The 17,776-nt window shown below is 35.9% G+C and carries 18 protein-coding genes; 14 read left to right on the top strand and 4 right to left on the bottom strand.

What is annotated here, in order from left to right:
- Positions 1-174 precede the first annotated feature (174 nt).
- The 3 genes from FW778_RS09635 (at position 175) to FW778_RS09625 (ending at position 2,343) form a co-directional block, all read left to right on the top strand.
- Positions 175-675 carry a DinB family protein gene (locus FW778_RS09635; protein ID WP_150414472.1) on the top strand — a complete coding sequence of 167 codons (501 nt, stop codon included), beginning with the start codon at positions 175-177 and terminating at the stop codon, positions 673-675.
- Between the two features lie 153 nt (positions 676-828).
- Positions 829-1,674, top strand: coding sequence for a CvfB family protein (locus FW778_RS09630; RefSeq protein ID WP_150414470.1), 846 nt, complete (start codon positions 829-831; stop codon positions 1,672-1,674).
- Positions 1,675-1,770: 96 nt separating this feature from the next.
- Positions 1,771-2,343, top strand: coding sequence for a GNAT family N-acetyltransferase (locus FW778_RS09625; protein ID WP_150414468.1), 573 nt, complete (start codon positions 1,771-1,773; stop codon positions 2,341-2,343).
- A 292-nt stretch (positions 2,344-2,635) separates the two neighbouring features.
- Here the strand turns inward: FW778_RS09625 and FW778_RS09620 are convergent, their stop codons facing one another.
- A complete protein-coding gene (locus FW778_RS09620) occupies positions 2,636-3,373 on the bottom strand; it encodes a hypothetical protein (protein WP_150414466.1) in 738 nt (245 codons plus the stop codon).
- A gap of 524 nt (positions 3,374-3,897) precedes the next feature.
- Between FW778_RS09620 and kaiC the strand changes: the two genes are divergently transcribed.
- From kaiC to FW778_RS09600, 4 genes are read left to right on the top strand one after another with little or no spacing between them, the layout of a single operon-like run.
- Positions 3,898-5,409 (top strand): circadian clock protein KaiC, encoded by a 1,512-nt coding sequence (gene kaiC, locus FW778_RS09615; protein ID WP_150414464.1) that lies wholly within the window; start codon positions 3,898-3,900, stop codon positions 5,407-5,409.
- Between the two features lie 19 nt (positions 5,410-5,428).
- Positions 5,429-5,719 carry a circadian clock KaiB family protein gene (locus FW778_RS09610; protein WP_150414463.1) on the top strand — a complete coding sequence of 97 codons (291 nt, stop codon included), beginning with the start codon at positions 5,429-5,431 and terminating at the stop codon, positions 5,717-5,719.
- Position 5,720: 1 nt separating this feature from the next.
- Complete coding sequence (locus tag FW778_RS09605) at positions 5,721-6,005, top strand: circadian clock KaiB family protein (RefSeq protein ID WP_150414461.1); 285 nt, start codon at positions 5,721-5,723, stop codon at positions 6,003-6,005.
- A gap of 1 nt (position 6,006) precedes the next feature.
- Entirely contained in the window at positions 6,007-7,677 is a 1,671-nt protein-coding gene (locus FW778_RS09600) for an ATP-binding protein (RefSeq protein WP_150414459.1), read from the top strand.
- A 105-nt stretch (positions 7,678-7,782) separates the two neighbouring features.
- On the opposite strand, the gene FW778_RS09595 is transcribed toward FW778_RS09600, so the two are convergent.
- Positions 7,783-9,180: a S41 family peptidase gene (locus FW778_RS09595; protein WP_150414457.1), complete on the bottom strand. Its 1,398-nt coding sequence runs from the start codon at positions 9,178-9,180 to the stop codon at positions 7,783-7,785.
- Positions 9,181-9,342: 162 nt separating this feature from the next.
- On the opposite strand from FW778_RS09595, the gene FW778_RS09590 reads away from it, so the two are divergent.
- Positions 9,343-9,807, top strand: coding sequence for an NUDIX domain-containing protein (locus FW778_RS09590; protein ID WP_150414455.1), 465 nt, complete (start codon positions 9,343-9,345; stop codon positions 9,805-9,807).
- Here the strand turns inward: FW778_RS09590 and FW778_RS09585 are convergent.
- Both FW778_RS09585 and mtaB read right to left on the bottom strand, forming a co-directional pair.
- Positions 9,804-10,094 (bottom strand): hypothetical protein, encoded by a 291-nt coding sequence (locus FW778_RS09585; RefSeq protein WP_150414454.1) that lies wholly within the window; start codon positions 10,092-10,094, stop codon positions 9,804-9,806. The genes FW778_RS09590 and FW778_RS09585 overlap by 4 nt on opposite strands.
- Positions 10,091-11,365, bottom strand: a complete 1,275-nt coding sequence (gene mtaB, locus FW778_RS09580) for a tRNA (N(6)-L-threonylcarbamoyladenosine(37)-C(2))-methylthiotransferase MtaB (protein WP_150414453.1) — start codon at positions 11,363-11,365, stop codon at positions 10,091-10,093. Before mtaB ends, FW778_RS09585 begins: the two co-directional genes overlap by 4 nt.
- 61 nt (positions 11,366-11,426) lie before the next feature.
- On the opposite strand from mtaB, the gene FW778_RS09575 reads away from it, so the two are divergent.
- From FW778_RS09575 to FW778_RS09550, 6 genes are all read left to right on the top strand, one after another.
- Positions 11,427-11,822: a DUF4258 domain-containing protein gene (locus FW778_RS09575; protein ID WP_150414452.1), complete on the top strand. Its 396-nt coding sequence runs from the start codon at positions 11,427-11,429 to the stop codon at positions 11,820-11,822.
- A gap of 59 nt (positions 11,823-11,881) precedes the next feature.
- On the top strand, positions 11,882-13,411 hold the full coding sequence (locus FW778_RS09570; protein ID WP_449404186.1) for a GH3 auxin-responsive promoter family protein: 1,530 nt from the start codon (positions 11,882-11,884) through the stop codon (positions 13,409-13,411).
- Positions 13,412-13,656: 245 nt separating this feature from the next.
- Positions 13,657-14,352, top strand: a complete 696-nt coding sequence (locus FW778_RS09565; RefSeq protein WP_150414450.1) for a GNAT family N-acetyltransferase — start codon at positions 13,657-13,659, stop codon at positions 14,350-14,352.
- Positions 14,353-14,361: 9 nt separating this feature from the next.
- On the top strand, positions 14,362-15,570 hold the full coding sequence (gene argG, locus FW778_RS09560; protein ID WP_150414449.1) for an argininosuccinate synthase: 1,209 nt from the start codon (positions 14,362-14,364) through the stop codon (positions 15,568-15,570).
- Positions 15,554-16,537, top strand: coding sequence for an N-acetyl-gamma-glutamyl-phosphate reductase (gene argC, locus FW778_RS09555; protein WP_150414448.1), 984 nt, complete (start codon positions 15,554-15,556; stop codon positions 16,535-16,537). Before argG ends, argC begins: the two co-directional genes overlap by 17 nt.
- A gap of 11 nt (positions 16,538-16,548) precedes the next feature.
- A complete protein-coding gene (locus FW778_RS09550; protein ID WP_150414447.1) occupies positions 16,549-17,718 on the top strand; it encodes an aspartate aminotransferase family protein in 1,170 nt (389 codons plus the stop codon).
- The last annotated feature ends 58 nt before the right edge of the window (positions 17,719-17,776 follow it).

Genomic DNA, 17,776 nt, shown 5'->3' with positions numbered 1-17,776 from the left:
TTATTCATTAACTCATATCAATTAGACGTCAAACAAACCATTAAGCAAACAACCCTTAATAAAAATTTGTGTTAAATACTTTCTTCAATATTAAAACTAATTTTAGGCCAAATTATTTTGTTAGAAAAAAACTATTTTGTTTACAACTTGCAATAATACTAAAGTCAACTAATTATGAATACGCAAAAATCCACTGATCCGCAATTTTCTACATTAATTGAAAATATTGTGGATCTAATTAAGAAAGGAAATGCCCATGTTTCCCTGGACGACGCCGTGAAAAATATACCGTTTGCTTTATTAGGCGAAAAACCTGAGCATCTTCCTTATAGCATTTGGCAGATTGTTGAGCATATTCGTATTGCACAATGGGATATTCTTGAATTTTCACGCAATGCAAAACACGTATCTCCACAATGGCCTGATGGTTATTGGCCCAAGGATGCTGCCCCAAAATCGAAAGACGCGTGGAACAAGTGTATCGGGCAAATACATGCTGACCGTAAATCGTTTATAGAACTTATAAAAAATGCGGGGAATAATTTATACGAACCTTTCGAATATGGCACCGGTCAAAGCCTGCTGAAAGAAGCATTGGTATTAGCAGATCATAATAGTTATCATACGGGTGAAATAATTATTGTTAGGAGGTTATTAAATGCGTGGAATAAATAGTCACCCCAAACAGCCACAATATTATTTTGCGGAACTAACGGCTACGACTAAATGCTTTTAAGTCGCAAAATATTCTCATTTAATGCCCCTGTTTATTTAACTTATTCAGTTTGAGTTTATGTTACCTTTGATTATTAATATTGTAGTTTCCTTATGGTAAAACCTGGTGAATATAATGTGCTGAAAGTAATTAAGGAAAAGCCAATAGGCGTATTTCTTGATGATGGTGATATTGGTATTTTGTTGCCAAAAAGGTTTGTTCCGCAGGGAACAAAAATAGGGGATGAACTAAAAGTTTTTTTATACCACGATGGTGAAGACAGAATTATTGCTACAACGCAAAAGCCATTCGGAGTGTTGGGCGATATCGTAAAATTAAAAGTGGTAAGTACAAATGAACAGGGCGCTTTTCTTGACTGGGGGCTTATGAAAGATTTATTTATACCACGTAGCAGGCAGGTAAGTTTTATGCGCCCAAATGGAGAATATCTTGTGAAAATAATGATGGATGAGCAGACGGGAAGATTGTATGCTACCGAGAAGCTCGAACCTTTTCTATCCAATAAGGAGCTTTCTGTAAAAGAACTGGAGCTTGTTGATTTGTTGGTATATCGAAAAAGTGATCTTGGTTATGTAGTAATCATTAACAATAAACACACAGGCTTATTACATTTTAATGAAGTCTATCGCCCGATTAAAATTGGTGACCGCTTTGCAGGATTTATAAAAAAGATATACTCGGTAAATGAATCTGGCGAATACATGATAGACGTTGCTGCAGGCAGGCCTGGCTATAATAGGGTAGAAGATGAAAGCGCCAAAGTACTGCGTTTATTAAAGGAAAACGATGGCTATCTTCCTTACAACGATAAATCTTCACCGGAGGAAATTTATTCATTTTTTAGTATGAGTAAGAAGACCTTTAAAATGGCTACCGGCAAATTATACCGTGAAAGAAAAATAGAATTTACCCAAACTGGAATTAAACTGTTGGAATAATGATATACATTATTCTCTAAAAAAAATGTGCATTAGAATCTGTTTCAAAATCTCTCAGACATTTTTATAAATCAACTGACCGTTGTAAATTTATTTATGAAGACAATTCGCCTTGCGAAGCCGGCAGATGCAGATGCGCTTTTAGCTATTTATGCTCCGTATATTATTAATACTGCATTTACTTTTGAAACCGAAGTACCTGCCACAGAAAATTTTGCGCAGAGAATAATTACTTATCAGCAAAACTGGCCATGGCTTGTATATGAGGTCAATGGAGTTGTTGCCGGGTATGCGTATGCTACCAAACACAGGGAGAGATCCGCTTACCAGTGGTGTGTTGAAAGTTCTGTATATGTTCATAGTGATTTTCAGCAAAGAGGAATTGCAAAAGCCTTATACAAAACTCTATTTGAAATATTAAAATACCAGGGCTGCAGAAACGTGTATGCCGGCATTACATTGCCCAACGATAAAAGTGTTGCTTTTCATAAAAGCTTTGGCTTTACCTGGCTTGCAGATTATAAAAACATTGGTTGTAAGCTCAACAAATGGAACACCGTTAGCTGGTGGCAATTGCAATTGAATGATTATTCTGATCAGCCCATTGCGCCAATAAAATTTCCTGAGTTAGATATTTCTCTTCTCAACACGTTTTTAAAATATTCTTAAATTTTTTTCATCTCCAAAAAATGATTCATAATTAAATATTTCAACCTGCCCACCGAAATCTCCATAACCCAGTAAAAGAGGCCGCACAAATAAGATCAGATTCCAAGCCGGCGTAAGCCCATTCCTCGTACCTTTCTAAATTGGACTGGCATACAAATTGTTATAGCATATACTATTAACATCAGCATATACGGGGAAGAATTTATTTCTTTTCTGCAAATTTTTTAAAGGTTCTTCTTAAACAAGTGTATAAATCTCAAACGAAAAGTTTGAGATTTATTTTATACTGGTGTTAATAATAAGTATAGGATTTAATAAGAATATTGCCATTGTCATCCGTTATTTTTTCTGTGCTTAACCGGTTACTTCCATCAAAAGTGTAGCTATGGTTTAAAACACTACTGCTACCGCCGGAAGTGACGGTAGTTGTCTTAACCAGGTTTTTAGCAACAGGTAAATAAGTAGGCATAAAAACCAGATTGTTTACAAAAGTGGTATACTCATATGTGGTTACAGAAAAATCGTCCGTTTCTGATTGGGGATTTCCGTTGCTATCGTAAGTGTAATTAGTAGTATTGAACAATTGTGTCCCGTTAGCTTTGGAATAATCGTACTCCTTTAGTGTAATAAGCTGTTTGGCACTGTTGTAAATATATTTTTCCGTGGTGGAATCGCTGGTGTCATTATATTGAAAAGTGCTGTCTATAAGAGAATTGCTGTTCAGAAAAGATACTTCGTGTACGGATACTACGTTAGAATTATATAAATCAAGGGTAAAGCTGCCACTACCATATTGCAATACAAATTTATCTCCGGGAGACGACTCTGAAATAAGACTTACTGGCCTGTTAGATGCATCGTAAGTAACATCGAATGTTATTACAGAATGAGTGCCACCCTCCGTAGCATCTTCGGTGTATGTTTTTACTTTCGAAGAAGCAGGGTTGTTAGGATCATTAGACTTTTCTTTTTGACATGAAGTGAATGAAATTGCAATAATAATTGCCAGAATAGTTTTGGTTGGTTTCATAATTTAGAATGTTAGTTATTAATAATAGGAAAATTAATTCGCTTGCTATTGATAACGAACCCATGAAGATATTATTGAATTACTTTGCTTTTTTTTTATAATATTATACTTGATGCGTTAAACATTCGTTACTTATTAATCTTATTATATATATAAGATCCTAATAATACAATTGTGTCAATAATAAAAAAGATCCAGGAGTATCCTGATGTTATTTTGATTGTGCTTGCAGTGATTACCATTGTCACCATAGTCTATATGCTGCACAATTTATAAGTCTTCCCTTTTCGTATGACATAAATATTTCTTAACAACATTTTTTTGGTAAAATAATTGACAATGCAATAATATCATTTATTAATTTTTTAACTATTTCGAATATTTATCAATTGAACAAAAGCCTTTAAAAGTCATTACGTATGTTCAAAGATTTAACGCCTTTGATAAGTGTTTATTTAAACAATTAAAAACTAATTAAAAGATATTTATAAACATATTATCTTTAAATTCTAACCAAATTGATTATGGCTCAACTACGAAAAGTCATTTTACCTCAATTGCCTAAAACGCCCTCAGGCATAAGCGGACTGGATGAGATTACCCAAGGTGGATTACCCAAAGGCCGGCCAACTTTAATTTGTGGCGAAGCCGGCTCAGGCAAAACTTTATTTTCTATTGAATTTATAGTAAGAGGGGCTCTAAATTATAACGAGCCCGGGGTATTTGTTGCTTTCGAAGAGAAAGCAGATGAGTTAGCGACCAATGTGGCTTCGCTTGGGTTTGATCTTAAGAAACTTATCGACACAAAAAAGCTCAGGGTTGATTATATACACATCGAACGTGCGGAAATTGAAGAAACGGGTGAATACAACCTCGAAGGATTGTTTATAAGGCTGGATTATGCCATTAAAAGTATAGGTGCTAAAAGAATTGTGCTTGATACCATTGAAAATCTCTTTTCCGGCTTATCGAATAAAGCTATTTTAAGGGCAGAACTAAGGCGACTGTTTCAATGGCTGAAAGATAAAGGCGTTACTGCGATAATAACCGGTGAGAAGGGTGATGGCCATTTAACCAGGGAAGGTTTAGAAGAATATGTGTCTGATTGCGTTATACTTCTTGATCATCGGGTGAATAATCAAATTTCAACAAGACGTTTACGTATTATTAAATACAGGGGATCCTTCCATGGAACCAATGAATATCCATTTTTGATAGACGAGGAAGGCATATCCGTTTTGCCTGTAACCTCCCTTAAACTTAATAATAAAGTTTCTTCAAAACGAGTATCCACGGGCATTACTAAACTAGACGAAATGCTGGGAGGCAAAGGATTTTTTAAAGGAAGCAGCATTCTTGTTTCGGGTACGGGGGGCATCGGTAAAACAAGTATTGCCGCTTATTTCGCACATGCAAGCTGCAGCCGTAACGATCGGTGTATTTATTTTGCATTTGAAGAATCACCTGAGCAGATCATGCGCAATATGAAATCCATAGGCCTAGATTTAAAACATTACGTTGAGGAGGGGCTGCTCAAATTCCATGCTTCGAGGCCTACCACTTTCGGTTTGGAAATGCACCTTTTAGCTATTTATAAGTTGATAAGACAGTTTAAACCTAAATCTATAATTCTTGACCCTATAACCAATCTCGTAACGGTAGGAACCGTAAGTGAAATAAAGTCAATATTAATACGGCTGATAGATTTTTTACAAAAAGAACAAATTACAGTTTTGTTTACTGCTTTAACTTTAAACAGTTCTATTAATGAACAGACCGACGAAGGTGTTTCTTCGTTGGTGGATGCGTGGCTGATGGTTCGCGACATTGAATTAAACGGGGAAAGAAACCGCGGCATTTACATAATGAAATCGAGAGGCATGAATCACTCCAAGCAAGTACGTGAGTTTATTATAACAGATAAAGGAGTAGATATATTGAATGTTATCAATGGCCCGGAAGGAATACTGGTGGGTTCAGCACGCGAAGCATTTCAACTAAAAATGAAAAACGAAAAAATATTATTTAAAAAGTGATTAAAAGAAATAGTATTCTATGAATATGGAAGAAGTTTGGGAACTAAAATTATATATTGCCGGTAAAACAATTAAATCGCAGACCGCTTTACGAAATCTTAAAAAATATTGCGAAGAGCATTTAAAAGGCAAGTACAAACTAGAAGTAATAGATCTGCTTAAAAAACCGCAATTAGCAGAAGGCGATCAAATATTTGCGGTCCCCACATTGGTTAAAAAAGTTCCCGAACCTATCCGAAAAATTATTGGTGATCTCTCCAACGAAGAAAAAGTATTGGTTGGCCTGAATATTGTTCCCATAAAAAAATAACATGAAAGATGATGTGCCCTATTATGAAATGCAATTATTTATAACTGGAGCTACACCTAATTCGGTAAGAGCTGTTGCCAATATGAAAAAAATTTGTGAAACATATTTCCCCGGCAATTATAAACTGGAAATAATTGATATTTATCAGCAGCCTTTTTTAGCAAAAGATGAACAGTTAATCGCATTGCCTATGCTTATAAAATCTTCTCCGCTCCCTTTAAAACGTTTAATCGGCGATATGTCCGATACTAACAAAGTATTAAAAGGCTTAGACTACGATTTATAAAATGAATGCAAAAACACCACTCGAAACACTTCAGAAAGAAAACGCTGAGTTGCGGTGGCAACTAGACGAGGCAAATGACGCCATAGAAGCCATACGAACCGGGCAGGTAGATGCTTTGGTTTTGCAAAGCGAAAAGGGCTCTCAATTATATACCCTTAAGTCTGCCGATCAAACCTACCGGGTCTTTATAGAAAAAATGAAAGAAGGAGCCGTTACCCTTAATAAAGACGGATTGATATTATACAGTAATTCAAGTTTCGCTGCAATAGTTAAGTCACCCCTATCCAGGGTAATAGGAACTTCTTTCGGCAAATTTGTAGATCATGACAATTGCACATTTTTTAATTCCCTTTTTAAAAAGAGCTGGGAAATTGAAAACAAGGCTGAAATTTATTTAAATGATAATAAAAAAAGAAAAATACCCACGCTGATTTCATTAACCGTTATAGAAATTGATGACGGAACTGCGTTAAGTATTATAGTCACAGACCTTACACATCAGAAAGAAACTGAAAGGCAATTAAAACTGAAAAATGATGAATTGCTGCTGGCCCAATCTTCGCTTGAACAACTTAATAATGAGTTGGAATACCGTGTACAGGAAAGGACCACGGAACTGTCATTAAGCAGGGAACATTTTAAATTTTTAGCAGATAATTTGCCTGTGATTGTTTATACAGCAAAGCCTGGCGGTGAAATTGATTATTTCAATAAAAAATGGTATGTATATACCGGAATGACAATAAAGGAAAGCCTGGAACAACAATGGCAAAAAGTATTGCATAAAGATGATTATGACCGTGTTTTAAAATCGTGGACTAATTCAATAAAAACAGGATGCGACTTTAATATTGAATGCAGGTTTTTGAGAGCTTCGGATAATTTGTGGAGATGGCATGTAAGCACTGCACTTCCTTTTAAAAATAGTGAAGGAAAAATAACCGCATGGTTCGGAATCGCTATCGACATAGAAGATCAGAAATTAGCATTGATACAAAAAGACGAGTTTATAAGTATGGCCAGCCACGAGCTAAAAACTCCCGTAACTATTATTAAAGCATTTAGCCATGTGCTTAATCTTTCTGTTGATAAAGATAAAAACCCAAGAGCAGTTGATTATGTGAACAGGATGGAAAAGCAAATAAATAAATTAAATGATTTAATTACTGATCTTTTAGATGCGTCCAAAGTTAATGAGGGTATGATAATTTTTGAAAAGGCGATTTTTGATTTTAATGAGTTAGTGGTTGAAATTATTCATGAAGTACAAATCACGTCGGATACTCACAAAATTGAACTGCAACTTTCAAAAACCTGTAAAGTTTTTGGCGATCGAAACAGGTTGAGCCAGGTAATAAATAATCTTATCTCAAATGCAATTAAATATTCGCCTGATGCAAACAACATAATTGTAACGACGCAGGTTAGAAATGACGTTTTACAATTTTGCGTCGAGGATTTTGGAATTGGAATACCAACTGAACAACATTCAAAATTATTTAATAGATTTTTCAGAGCTTCAGAAGTAAAATCCAACACCTTCCCCGGTTTAGGCCTGGGGTTATATATTTCAAACGAAATAGTAAAGAGGCACGCGGGCTCTCTTACTTTTAAAAGTGAAAAAGGTAAAGGCTCTGAATTTTGTATGAAATTACCAGTGTATAAAGATTGATTTTATTCTTCATTTTTGTATAAAACCCTATACTCTCAATACCCGCTAAATGTGTTTAATAAAAAGTATTCGTCCATAATGCCGCTTCGTCTAATCATCTGTTGATTATTGCTTCATTCCTCTCACATCAATCATTCCCTTAAATGAAGATTGATCTAATGTTTTATTAACTGAAATTATCACCGGATCTTGCTTATAAATCTCCAGTCCCTGTGCCGTAAAGCTGCCAGTGGTTATATATTTAATGGCTTTTGCCAGGCACGATTCTGAAGTGTCGCCCCAGTTTTTATCAAGCCCATCAGCTACAATTGCGTCGGGTGTAAATCCGTTGAAGTAGCTTCCTGAATTAGCACTATTGGTTGATCTGAATGAAACAGGAAATACATACCAGTCGCCAGCTGAAAGAGGGAAAAATCCAACAGGCTTACCATCGGTATTGCCGGGGCCAATAAGTTTTACTGTCATGTAAGGTTTTAAATTATTAATCAATAATTCACTGGCAGAAGCCGTGCTTTGAGAAACAATAAAGAATACATGGTTGGGGTTTAAAGGCCCGGTTTTGGTGAAATATAATGTTGTATTGTAATTCTGGTGTTTATCATTAAAAGTCTCTTTCATCATCAATTGATTATTGGTTGATGAAGGAGCAAGGTAATCTGCGAGTTTTTGCTGAAGCGACACGTAGCCGCCACCGTTATATCTTAAATCGATTACAATATCGCTCACATTCCTGGTTGCGAAATTGCCCATCACTTTTTGTAAATCGGTGTTAATTTGCGAGGTATCTCCCAGGAAAGAATTCATAACCATGTATCCAATATTTTTAGCGCCAATATTGTACACCGAATCAAGATACACTGTTTGCTGAGGGTATGTAGCGGCGTTTAAAGTTATATCAACCGATGTACCGTCGGGTTTTACAAATGTGAAAGTAGAGCTGGCACTATAAAAAACTGCGTTTACAATAAAATCAGAATTCGAAGTTTTTATGTTTGTGTTGCCATTAATTTTGGTAATTCTCCATCCTCTTTTAATTCCCGCTAATCCGGCAGGCGATGCCTTTTCCACCAATTTTACCCTAAGGTCTCCTTCCACTCTAAAAAATACACTCATGCCAAAATCGCCGCTGGTAGTTAAATTGCTTACGGTTCCGATTCCGCCACTCAACTGGTTCCAGTCGGTTTTTAAAACTCCAAAACTCCATTTATCAACTATGCCAAACCCCGGTTCATTACTGTAAGATCTGAGTGCGGTCATTATTTCACCCGGATCTTTATAACTCTGAGCATTAAAACCTGAGGGAATTTGATTATACCATAAATAAAAATCTCTCGCATCAAGCAAAGCCGAATCTTTAGACTTGGAAGCTAAGGTTGTGGAATCTGTTGGTGGCTGCGGAGCTGGTGTGTCTTTAGTTTTCTTACACGAACTAACAACAGCTCCGATGACAAAAAAGGCCATAACAAAACCAATAATAATAACAGGGTGGAGTTTATATTTCATAGCTTAAAATTACTTATGAATTTAACGAACTATTTCGAAAGTATTGTATTGATTGCTTTTGTACATAATAATTTAACAGTAATTAAAATAATATTTACTGTTTTATGCTTTGCGGATTTTTTCTCGTATAATTATTGTGATATTAAGTAAAAGCTTCCGGTTATGGCAAAAAAACAAAGCGCCGGTTTATTGCTTTATAGAACCGGCAAAAATGTACTCGAGGTTTTCCTGGTACACCCAGGTGGCCCGTTCTGGAAAAATAAGGATGAGGGAGCATGGTCAATTCCTAAAGGCGAATTCGGGGAAAATGAAGAACCCTTGAAAGCTGCTATCAGGGAGTTTTTAGAAGAAACGGGAAAAGTTGTATTCGGCAAGTTTTTAAAATTGAATCCAGTTAAGCAAAAATCGGGTAAGGATATATTTGCGTGGGCGCTTGAAAAGAACATAGATGCTGCTCAAATTGTATCGAACAATTTTGAAATGGAATGGCCTCCACATTCAGGAAAATTTCAAAATTTTCCTGAAGTAGACAGAGGCGAATGGTTTTTAATAAATGAAGCAAAGAAAAAAATTAATGCAGCGCAGGTCTCCTTGTTAACGGAATTAGAAGAAAAAGCAAAAACCTAATTCAACTCAAGTTTAGGTAAACGGAAATTCTGGCTATCATATACAAATAATTCATCGATCTCGTACGTCCAGAATTGATACAGTGTTGATTTAACGAGAATCTTTTCCACCTCTTCTTTTGTTTCGGCATTAATAATAATCCAGGAGCGGTGCGTTTCCATACTTACCGCATAACTTTCAATTACGTTGGTATTAATAAGCATATTTACGTAGGTACGGTGTTCTGGTACATAATCCATGAAATCTTTAGTGAAATCAAATTTTATATTTACTAAAAATGTTTTCATTGTATTTTCCAGTCGATGATGTTATTGGTCCATTCGTTTTTAAAAGGTACAGAAATTTTAATATAATTATCGGTATATCCTTCCATCAAACCGTTTTTGTCCGCTCCTTCAAAGAGAACTTTCCTGGTTTCTCCATTATGTTTTTGTGTAAAATCCTGCAATTTTTTATAGGATAAATTACGTAAAATTTTTGTTCTGTTATTTCGAACGTTTATCGGAACCACTGGTTTAATATTTAATGCATAAGTATTCGATCTTTCGGAATAAGTGAACACATGCAAATAAGATACATCCATATCTTTTAAGAAAGCCACGGTGTCATTAAAGTCTTCATCTGTTTCGCCCGGAAACCCGGTAATTACATCAACACCGACACAACAATCCGGTATCAGGTTTTTTATGAGAGCAATTTTTTCTGCATACAATTCCCTTCTATAACGCCTTCGCATAGACGCCAGTATTTTATTACTTCCACTTTGCAACGGAATATGAAAATGAGGCATTATTTTTTTACTTGCTGCAACAAGTTCTATAATTCTATCAGTTAAAAGGTTGGGCTCAATAGATGAAATGCGATATCGTTCTACTCCTTCGTTCTCTTCAATTGCGAGCAGCAAATTATAAAAGTCTTCACTTTTTTTTTGGCCTTCATCATTTTTACCAAAATCGCCCAGGTTTATTCCTGTAAGCACAATCTCTTTTACACCTTCCTTTGCAATTTTTTTTATATCAGCTAAAACGTTCTCAATTGAATTACTCCTGCTTTTTCCACGGGCCATGGGTATAGTGCAAAATGAACAATTATAATCGCAGCCATCCTGAACTTTCAAAAAAGTTCTCGTGCGGCTGCTAATTGAAAAGGATGAATGAAATCCATTTACCTCTTCAATATCGCAACTGCATATTTTCGCGCTGTCTCCTTTCGTGAGATCTTGAAGATGTTTGGTAATATTAAATTTTTCAGCCGCTCCCAGCACAAGATCTACTCCATCGATTGCCGCTATTTCTTTTGGTTTCAGTTGTGCATAACAACCGGTAATTACTACCATTGCCTGCGGTGCTTTGCGTTGTATTCTTCTTACAAGAAGACGACATTCTTTATCTGCATTTTCTGTAACAGAGCAAGTATTGATTACATAAACATCAGCTTCTTCTGTAAAATCCTTTTTTACAAAACCATCATTTTCCAGGAGCCTTTCAATAGCCGAGGTTTCAGAATAATTTAGTTTACAGCCTAATGTATGTAATGCAACAGATTTAGTAGTTGACATAAGACAACAAAAATAAAGAATATTGTTTTTTTTGAAATTATATTGTGCAAAACCACTGGCTGTGAATAAAAGGAAAAATGCACTGGTATTAATTATTATAGTAGCTGCGTTATTAATTATAAAATTGCTTGCTTTTTATAGGCAGGAGCATACCGTTGTAAATCCTTCAAATAAAGATTCATTTCGCAACACCACTCACCTTATTTTAACCAAACATGCTAAATGCAGGATGGATTGCAGGCATATTACGGAAGACGAAATAAGAGAGATCATCCATGATGGAAGAGTAAATGAAGCTAAAAGTGGGCCTGGTACAAAAGGCGATGAAACCTATGCATTGGAAGGATACAGCGATGAACGCCAGCATTTAAGGATAATAGTTGCGCCCGAAAACGACGGATTAGTTGTTATTACCTGTATTGATCTGGATAATGAATGGGCTTGTAATTGTAATTGATTTAGCATATAGTTTTAATCAATTATATGTAATTTGCAGCCTTAAGATTAGCCTGTAAAATGAAGATGAAGATAAAGTCATTTTTTGCAAAACCTTTTGCCTTATACATATATAAACAAGTCCGTAAATCAATGCTCACTGCCGCAGCAGACCAGGAGCATATTTTTCAATCTCTTATTAAAACAGGATTAAAAACGGAATTCGGCAAAGAACATCATTTTGAGAAAATAAAAACTCATGAAGATTTCGTAAATAATGTTCCCATAAGAGAATACGAAGATTTTAAAAAATATATCGAAAAAATAAAGCAGGGCAAGCATAATATTTTATGGAAAGGCATCCCAATCTATCTTGCTAAAACAAGTGGTACTACAAGCGGTATTAAATATATTCCGATAACCAAAGACTCTATAGATAACCATATTGATACTGCCAGGAACGCACTTCTCTGTTACATGGCACGTAGCGGCAATTCGCAATTTTCAAATGGCAAAATGATTTTCCTTAGTGGCTCGCCGGAACTGGAAAGAGTTGGCGGCATCCCAACAGGAAGATTGAGTGGCATCGTTAATCATCACATACCAAAATATTTACGCACCAATCAAATGCCTTCCTTCGAAACGAATTGCATCGAAGACTGGGAAGAAAAGCTTAATAAAATCGTTGAAGAAACGGTTAATGAAAGAATGACGTTAATAAGCGGTATTCCCCCATGGGTTCAAATGTATTTTGATGCATTGGTAGAAAAAACCGGTAAAAAAATTAAAGATATTTTTCCGGAGTTTAGCGTGATGGTGCAGGGTGGAGTAAACTTTGAACCTTACAAAGCGAAGCTTTTGGAAACTATAGGAAAGCCAATTGATACTATTGAATTGTTTCCTGCGAGTGAAGGTTTTTTTGCATTCCAGGATAATTATAAAGAAGAAGGAATGTTGTTGAATACCGATAGTGGAATCTTTTTTGAATTTGTGCCGGCCAGCGAAGTCTTCAATAAAAATCCTACGCGCCTCACTTTAACAGATGTAAAGCTGAATGAGAATTATGTTTTAATAGTGAGCAATAATGCGGGTTTATGGGCATATAATATTGGAGATACTGTAAAATTTATTTCATTAAATCCTTATCGTATAGTCGTAACCGGTAGAATAAAACATTTTATCTCTGCCTTTGGCGAGCATGTTATTGGTGAAGAAGTGGAAGGTGCGTTATTAAAAGCTGCCGAAAATGAAAATATAAAAATTATTGAATTTACAGTTGCCCCTAAAATTTCGCAGGATGATAATAAGAGCTATCACGAATGGTATATTGAGTTCGAAAATCTTCCACATAATCTAAAGCAATTTGCTCATGATATTGATGAGAACCTGAGGAAGAAAAATATATATTATGATGACCTGATAAAAGGAAATATTCTTCAGCCATTAAAAATAATTCCTGTACAAAAAAATGGTTTTATCAGTTATATGAGAAGTGTTGGAAAACTGGGAGGACAAAATAAAGTGCCCCGGTTAAGCAACGATAGAATAATTGCAGATCAACTACAACATTGGGCTAAAAAGCCCGCAACAGAAACAATAACAAATTCTTAAAAACGTTTTGCTGATTAAATTATAAAAAAATATACATTTGCATTCTATTCATTAAACGTTACAAAAGTGAAAGGTCTTAATTCTACATATTTTTCTTTCGTTTCTTCAACCTTAAACGTTGAACGAAGAATGCCTCTTCGCTGTTTTTTCCGACCTGGATGCTGATAGGCCGAGGCAGTTGACATTGTCCCTATCAGTGAAAAAATCCCCGCTCACAAAAATAATTCATTTAAACAAAACGCAAAGTGGAACAATCAAATATAATTGTTCGTATTGCAACCTCCGCTGATTTCAAATTTGCTCAAACCATCACCGATGAGATGGCTGCATCTGCACAGGCAAGAGGAACCGGCATTGCAAAACGTTCAACAGAATACATTCAACAAAAAATGCAGGAAGGCAAGGCCGTTATTGCCGTTACCAAAGACGATGTTTGGGTAGGTTTTTGCTATATCGAAGCATGGGGCAAAGAAGGATTTGTGGCAAACAGCGGGCTTATTGTGGCGCCTGAATTTAGGAAAACCGGTATCGCAAAACAGATAAAGAAAAGAATCTTCGATCTTTCCCGCGAAAAATATCCAAAGGCAAAAATATTTGGCCTGACGACAGGACTGGCCGTAATGAAAATTAACAGTGACCTTGGTTACGAGCCGGTTACTTATTCGGAGCTTACTGATGATGAAAATTTTTGGGCAGGATGTAAAAGCTGCGTCAATTATGACATACTTATGAGTAAGGAAAGGAAAAATTGTATGTGCACCGCTATGTTATATGATCCTGCAGATCATTTTGAACCAGAAGAAACTGCTGCGGATTTTAAGAAGCATTCAAAACAGTACGAAAGATTTATGAGCATTAAACAAAGCAGGCTTATTAAATTTTTAAAAGGTAAAAGAAACGATAAAAACAAATCATTGTTAAGTTTTTTCTTCAATCTCTAAATTATAGTAATGAGTAAAAAAGTAGTAATTGGATTTAGTGGTGGTCTTGATACTTCCTATTGTGTAAAATATTTTACTGATGAATTAAATTATGAAGTACACAGTATCATTGTGAACACAGGAGGCTTTTCAAAACAGGAATTAAAAGATATAGAAAAGCATGCAAAAGCTTTGGGTGTAAAAACTCACACAACAGTTGATGCAATAAAAAGCTATTACGATACTATTATTAAATTCCTCATTTACGGAAATGTTTTAAAAAATAATACCTATCCCCTAAGCGTAAGCGCAGAAAGGCTTTCGCAGGCGTTGCACATTGCGGAGCATGTTAAAAAATTAAAAGCAGATGCAGTTGCGCATGGAAGCACCGGCGCAGGTAACGACCAGGTGCGGTTTGATATGATATTTCATATTATGATACCGGGTATTGAAATTATTACGCCAATTCGTGATATGCAATTATCAAGGCAGCAGGAAATTGACTACCTCAAATCAAAAGGGGTGAAAATGAATTTTGAAAAATCTGCTTACTCTATCAATAAAGGCCTTTGGGGAACCAGCGTTGGAGGAAAAGAAACTTTATCATCTAACGGTATGATACCCGAAAAGGCATGGCCAACACAACTTACCAATAATAAGCCTCAGCAGGTGAAATTGCATTTTGAAAAAGGAGAACTATTGGGAATCAATAAAAAGAAATTTGCACACCCGGTAGAAGCCATTCAGTATTTGCAAACACTGGCCGGTCCCTACGCAATCGGCCGCGACATACACGTAGGCGATACGATCATTGGTATCAAAGGCCGTGTAGGTTTTGAGGCTGCAGCACCCATTGTTATTATTAAGGCGCATCATGCTTTGGAAAAACATGTTCTAACCAAATGGCAGTTAAATTTAAAAAATCAGTTATCAGAATTTTATGGCAACTGGCTGCATGAGGGGCAGGTACTCGATCCCGTTATGAGAGATGTTGAAGCCTTTTTAATTTCTTCGCAGCAGCAGGTTACGGGGGATGTATTTGTAGAGTTAATGCCTTATCGTTACCAGGTCACTGGTATTGAATCGCCCTATGATTTGATGAGTGCAAAATTTGGAAAATATGGCGAAATGAATACCGGCTGGAGTGGCAATGATGTGAGAGGGTTTAGTAAAATTTTTGGTAATCAAACAGCAATTTATCATTCCGTAAAAAACAGTGCTGATGGACAAAAAAATTAAGGTTGGTATAATTGGCGGAGCTGGATATACTGGTGGTGAGTTAATAAGATTATTAGTTAATCATCCGTTGGCTGATTTAATTTTTGTTCATAGCAAGAGCAATGCAGGAAAGCCTTTGCATGCTGTTCACCAGGATTTAATTAATGAAGCCGACATAAAATTTTCATCTGCAACGAACGATGATATCGATGTCCTTTTCTTATGCACCGGCCACGGTGATTCAAAAAAATTTCTGGAAGAAAATGAAGTTCCGGTCCATGTAAAAATTATTTCTCTCTCGCAGGATTTCAGATTAAAAGCTAACTCTGTTATTAAAGGGAAGACATTTATTTATGGACTTCCTGAAATTAACCGGGAGAAGATAAAATCGGCTGAATATATAGCAAATCCGGGTTGCTTTGCAAGTGCAATTGAACTTGGGTTATTGCCTTTGGCCAAAGTAGACGAAGTTAAGGATGTATATACGACCGGTATTACAGGTTCTACCGGGGCCGGACAAACGCTTTCTGCAACATCACATTTTTCGTGGAGACAAAATAATATACAGGCGTATAAATCTCTCACACATCAACACCTTGCTGAAATAAATGAATCATTGGATTTTTTATCCGGCTCGCAGGCTGCTTCTATTCATTTTATTCCCTGGCGTGGAGATTTTGCTAGAGGCATTTTTATCACATCACAATTGAAGTCCTCAAGGGGCTTTGATGATATTTATAAGTTGTATAATGAATTTTATAAAGATCATCCCTTTGTAAAAGTTAGTATGGAACCCATATTTTTGAAGCAAGTCGTTAATACTAATTATTGTTTTATTCATCTTGAAAAGGAGGAGGATAACCTGGTAGTTCATTCCACGCTGGATAATCTTTTGAAAGGCGCAAGCGGCCAGGCTTTACAAAATATGAACCTCATGTTTAATATTGAAGAAACAATGGGATTAAAATTAAAAGCAAATTATTTTTAAAATTATTCAGTATGAAACTTTTTGATGTTTATCCCATTAATGATATTAATATCGTAAAGGCGAAAGGCTCTTATGTATGGGACGACAAGGGAAATGAATACGTTGATATGTATGGTGGCCATGCGGTAATTAGCATAGGACATACGCATCCGTATTGGGTTAAAAGAATTGAAGAGCAATTAGAACAAATTGCTTTCTATTCAAACTCAATAAAAATTCCCATACAACAAAAGCTTGCTGATAAACTTGGTGAAGTTTCCGGTAAAAAAGATTACCAGTTATTTCTTTGTAATTCCGGTGCAGAAGCCAATGAAAATGCATTGAAGCTTGCATCATTTTATAATGGCAGAAAGAAAATAATTTCTTTTTCAAAAGCCTTCCACGGGCGTACCTCACTTGCTGTGGCGGTAACCGATAATCCTTCCATTGTTGCTCCTGTAAATGAAACAGAAAATGCAATTTTTCTTCCTTTTAATGATAAAGGAGCTTTGCAAAATTATTTTGAAAAAAATGGAGATACAGTTTGTGCCGTGATTATAGAAGGGATCCAGGGTGTTGGTGGAATCAATGTTGCATCCGAATCTTTTTTGCAACTTATACGGAAGCTGTGTAATGAATATAACGCAGTCTTTATCGCTGATTCTGTTCAATGTGGTTATGGAAGAACCGGCAAATTTTATTCCCACGACTATGCGGGCGTAGACGCAGATATTTATACAATGGCAAAGGGAATGGGGAATGGTTTTCCTGTTGCGGGCATTTCTATTGCGCCTCATATACATTCAAAATATTTTATGCTGGGCACCACATTTGGAGGTAACCATTTGGCGTGTGCTGCTGCCCTGGCGGTTTTGGAAGTAATTGAAAAAGAAAATTTAATGAGTAATGCAAAAGAAGTGGGTGATTATTTATTTAGCGAAATTGAAAGAATAAGTGAATTAAAAAATCTTCGTGGAAAAGGATTGATGATAGGCTTTGATGTTACTCCTGAATTAAAAGACCTGAAAAAAAATCTGCTGATCAAGCATCATATTTTTACCGGGGAGGCAAAGCCAAACGTGATCAGGTTGTTGCCATCTCTTGCTTTAACTAAAGCTGATGCAGATAAGTTCCTGTCTGCTTTGCGCGAGGAAATTTCAATACTGGTTAAAGGCTTGCCAGCCTTAGAAAAAGTAATTTAGATTGAGCAAACCTATTAAAGGTTGGCAACCCTACCGCAATCTGAAGTGCAACCGTAAA

It is taken from the genome of Ginsengibacter hankyongi (assembly GCF_008710285.1).
GTDB lineage: Bacteria > Bacteroidota > Bacteroidia > Chitinophagales > Chitinophagaceae > Ginsengibacter > Ginsengibacter hankyongi.
This window is presented reverse-complemented; position numbering and strand designations above follow the sequence as displayed.

Excerpts from the sequence above, each read along its gene's own strand:
- FW778_RS09635 (WP_150414472.1), top strand. The coding sequence starts at position 175 with ATGAATACGCAAAAATCCACTGATCCGCAATTTTCTACATTAATTGAA.
- FW778_RS09630 (WP_150414470.1), top strand. The coding sequence starts at position 829 with ATGGTAAAACCTGGTGAATATAATGTGCTGAAAGTAATTAAGGAAAAG.
- FW778_RS09625 (WP_150414468.1), top strand. The coding sequence starts at position 1,771 with ATGAAGACAATTCGCCTTGCGAAGCCGGCAGATGCAGATGCGCTTTTA.
- FW778_RS09620 (WP_150414466.1), bottom strand. The coding sequence starts at position 3,373 with ATGAAACCAACCAAAACTATTCTGGCAATTATTATTGCAATTTCATTC.
- kaiC (WP_150414464.1), top strand. The coding sequence starts at position 3,898 with ATGGCTCAACTACGAAAAGTCATTTTACCTCAATTGCCTAAAACGCCC.
- FW778_RS09610 (WP_150414463.1), top strand. The coding sequence starts at position 5,429 with ATGAATATGGAAGAAGTTTGGGAACTAAAATTATATATTGCCGGTAAA.
- FW778_RS09605 (WP_150414461.1), top strand. The coding sequence starts at position 5,721 with ATGAAAGATGATGTGCCCTATTATGAAATGCAATTATTTATAACTGGA.
- FW778_RS09600 (WP_150414459.1), top strand. The coding sequence starts at position 6,007 with ATGAATGCAAAAACACCACTCGAAACACTTCAGAAAGAAAACGCTGAG.
- FW778_RS09595 (WP_150414457.1), bottom strand. The coding sequence starts at position 9,180 with ATGAAATATAAACTCCACCCTGTTATTATTATTGGTTTTGTTATGGCC.
- FW778_RS09590 (WP_150414455.1), top strand. The coding sequence starts at position 9,343 with ATGGCAAAAAAACAAAGCGCCGGTTTATTGCTTTATAGAACCGGCAAA.
- FW778_RS09585 (WP_150414454.1), bottom strand. The coding sequence starts at position 10,094 with ATGAAAACATTTTTAGTAAATATAAAATTTGATTTCACTAAAGATTTC.
- mtaB (WP_150414453.1), bottom strand. The coding sequence starts at position 11,365 with ATGTCAACTACTAAATCTGTTGCATTACATACATTAGGCTGTAAACTA.
- FW778_RS09570 (WP_449404186.1), top strand. The coding sequence starts at position 11,882 with ATGAAGATGAAGATAAAGTCATTTTTTGCAAAACCTTTTGCCTTATAC.
- argG (WP_150414449.1), top strand. The coding sequence starts at position 14,362 with ATGAGTAAAAAAGTAGTAATTGGATTTAGTGGTGGTCTTGATACTTCC.
- argC (WP_150414448.1), top strand. The coding sequence starts at position 15,554 with ATGGACAAAAAAATTAAGGTTGGTATAATTGGCGGAGCTGGATATACT.
- FW778_RS09550 (WP_150414447.1), top strand. The coding sequence starts at position 16,549 with ATGAAACTTTTTGATGTTTATCCCATTAATGATATTAATATCGTAAAG.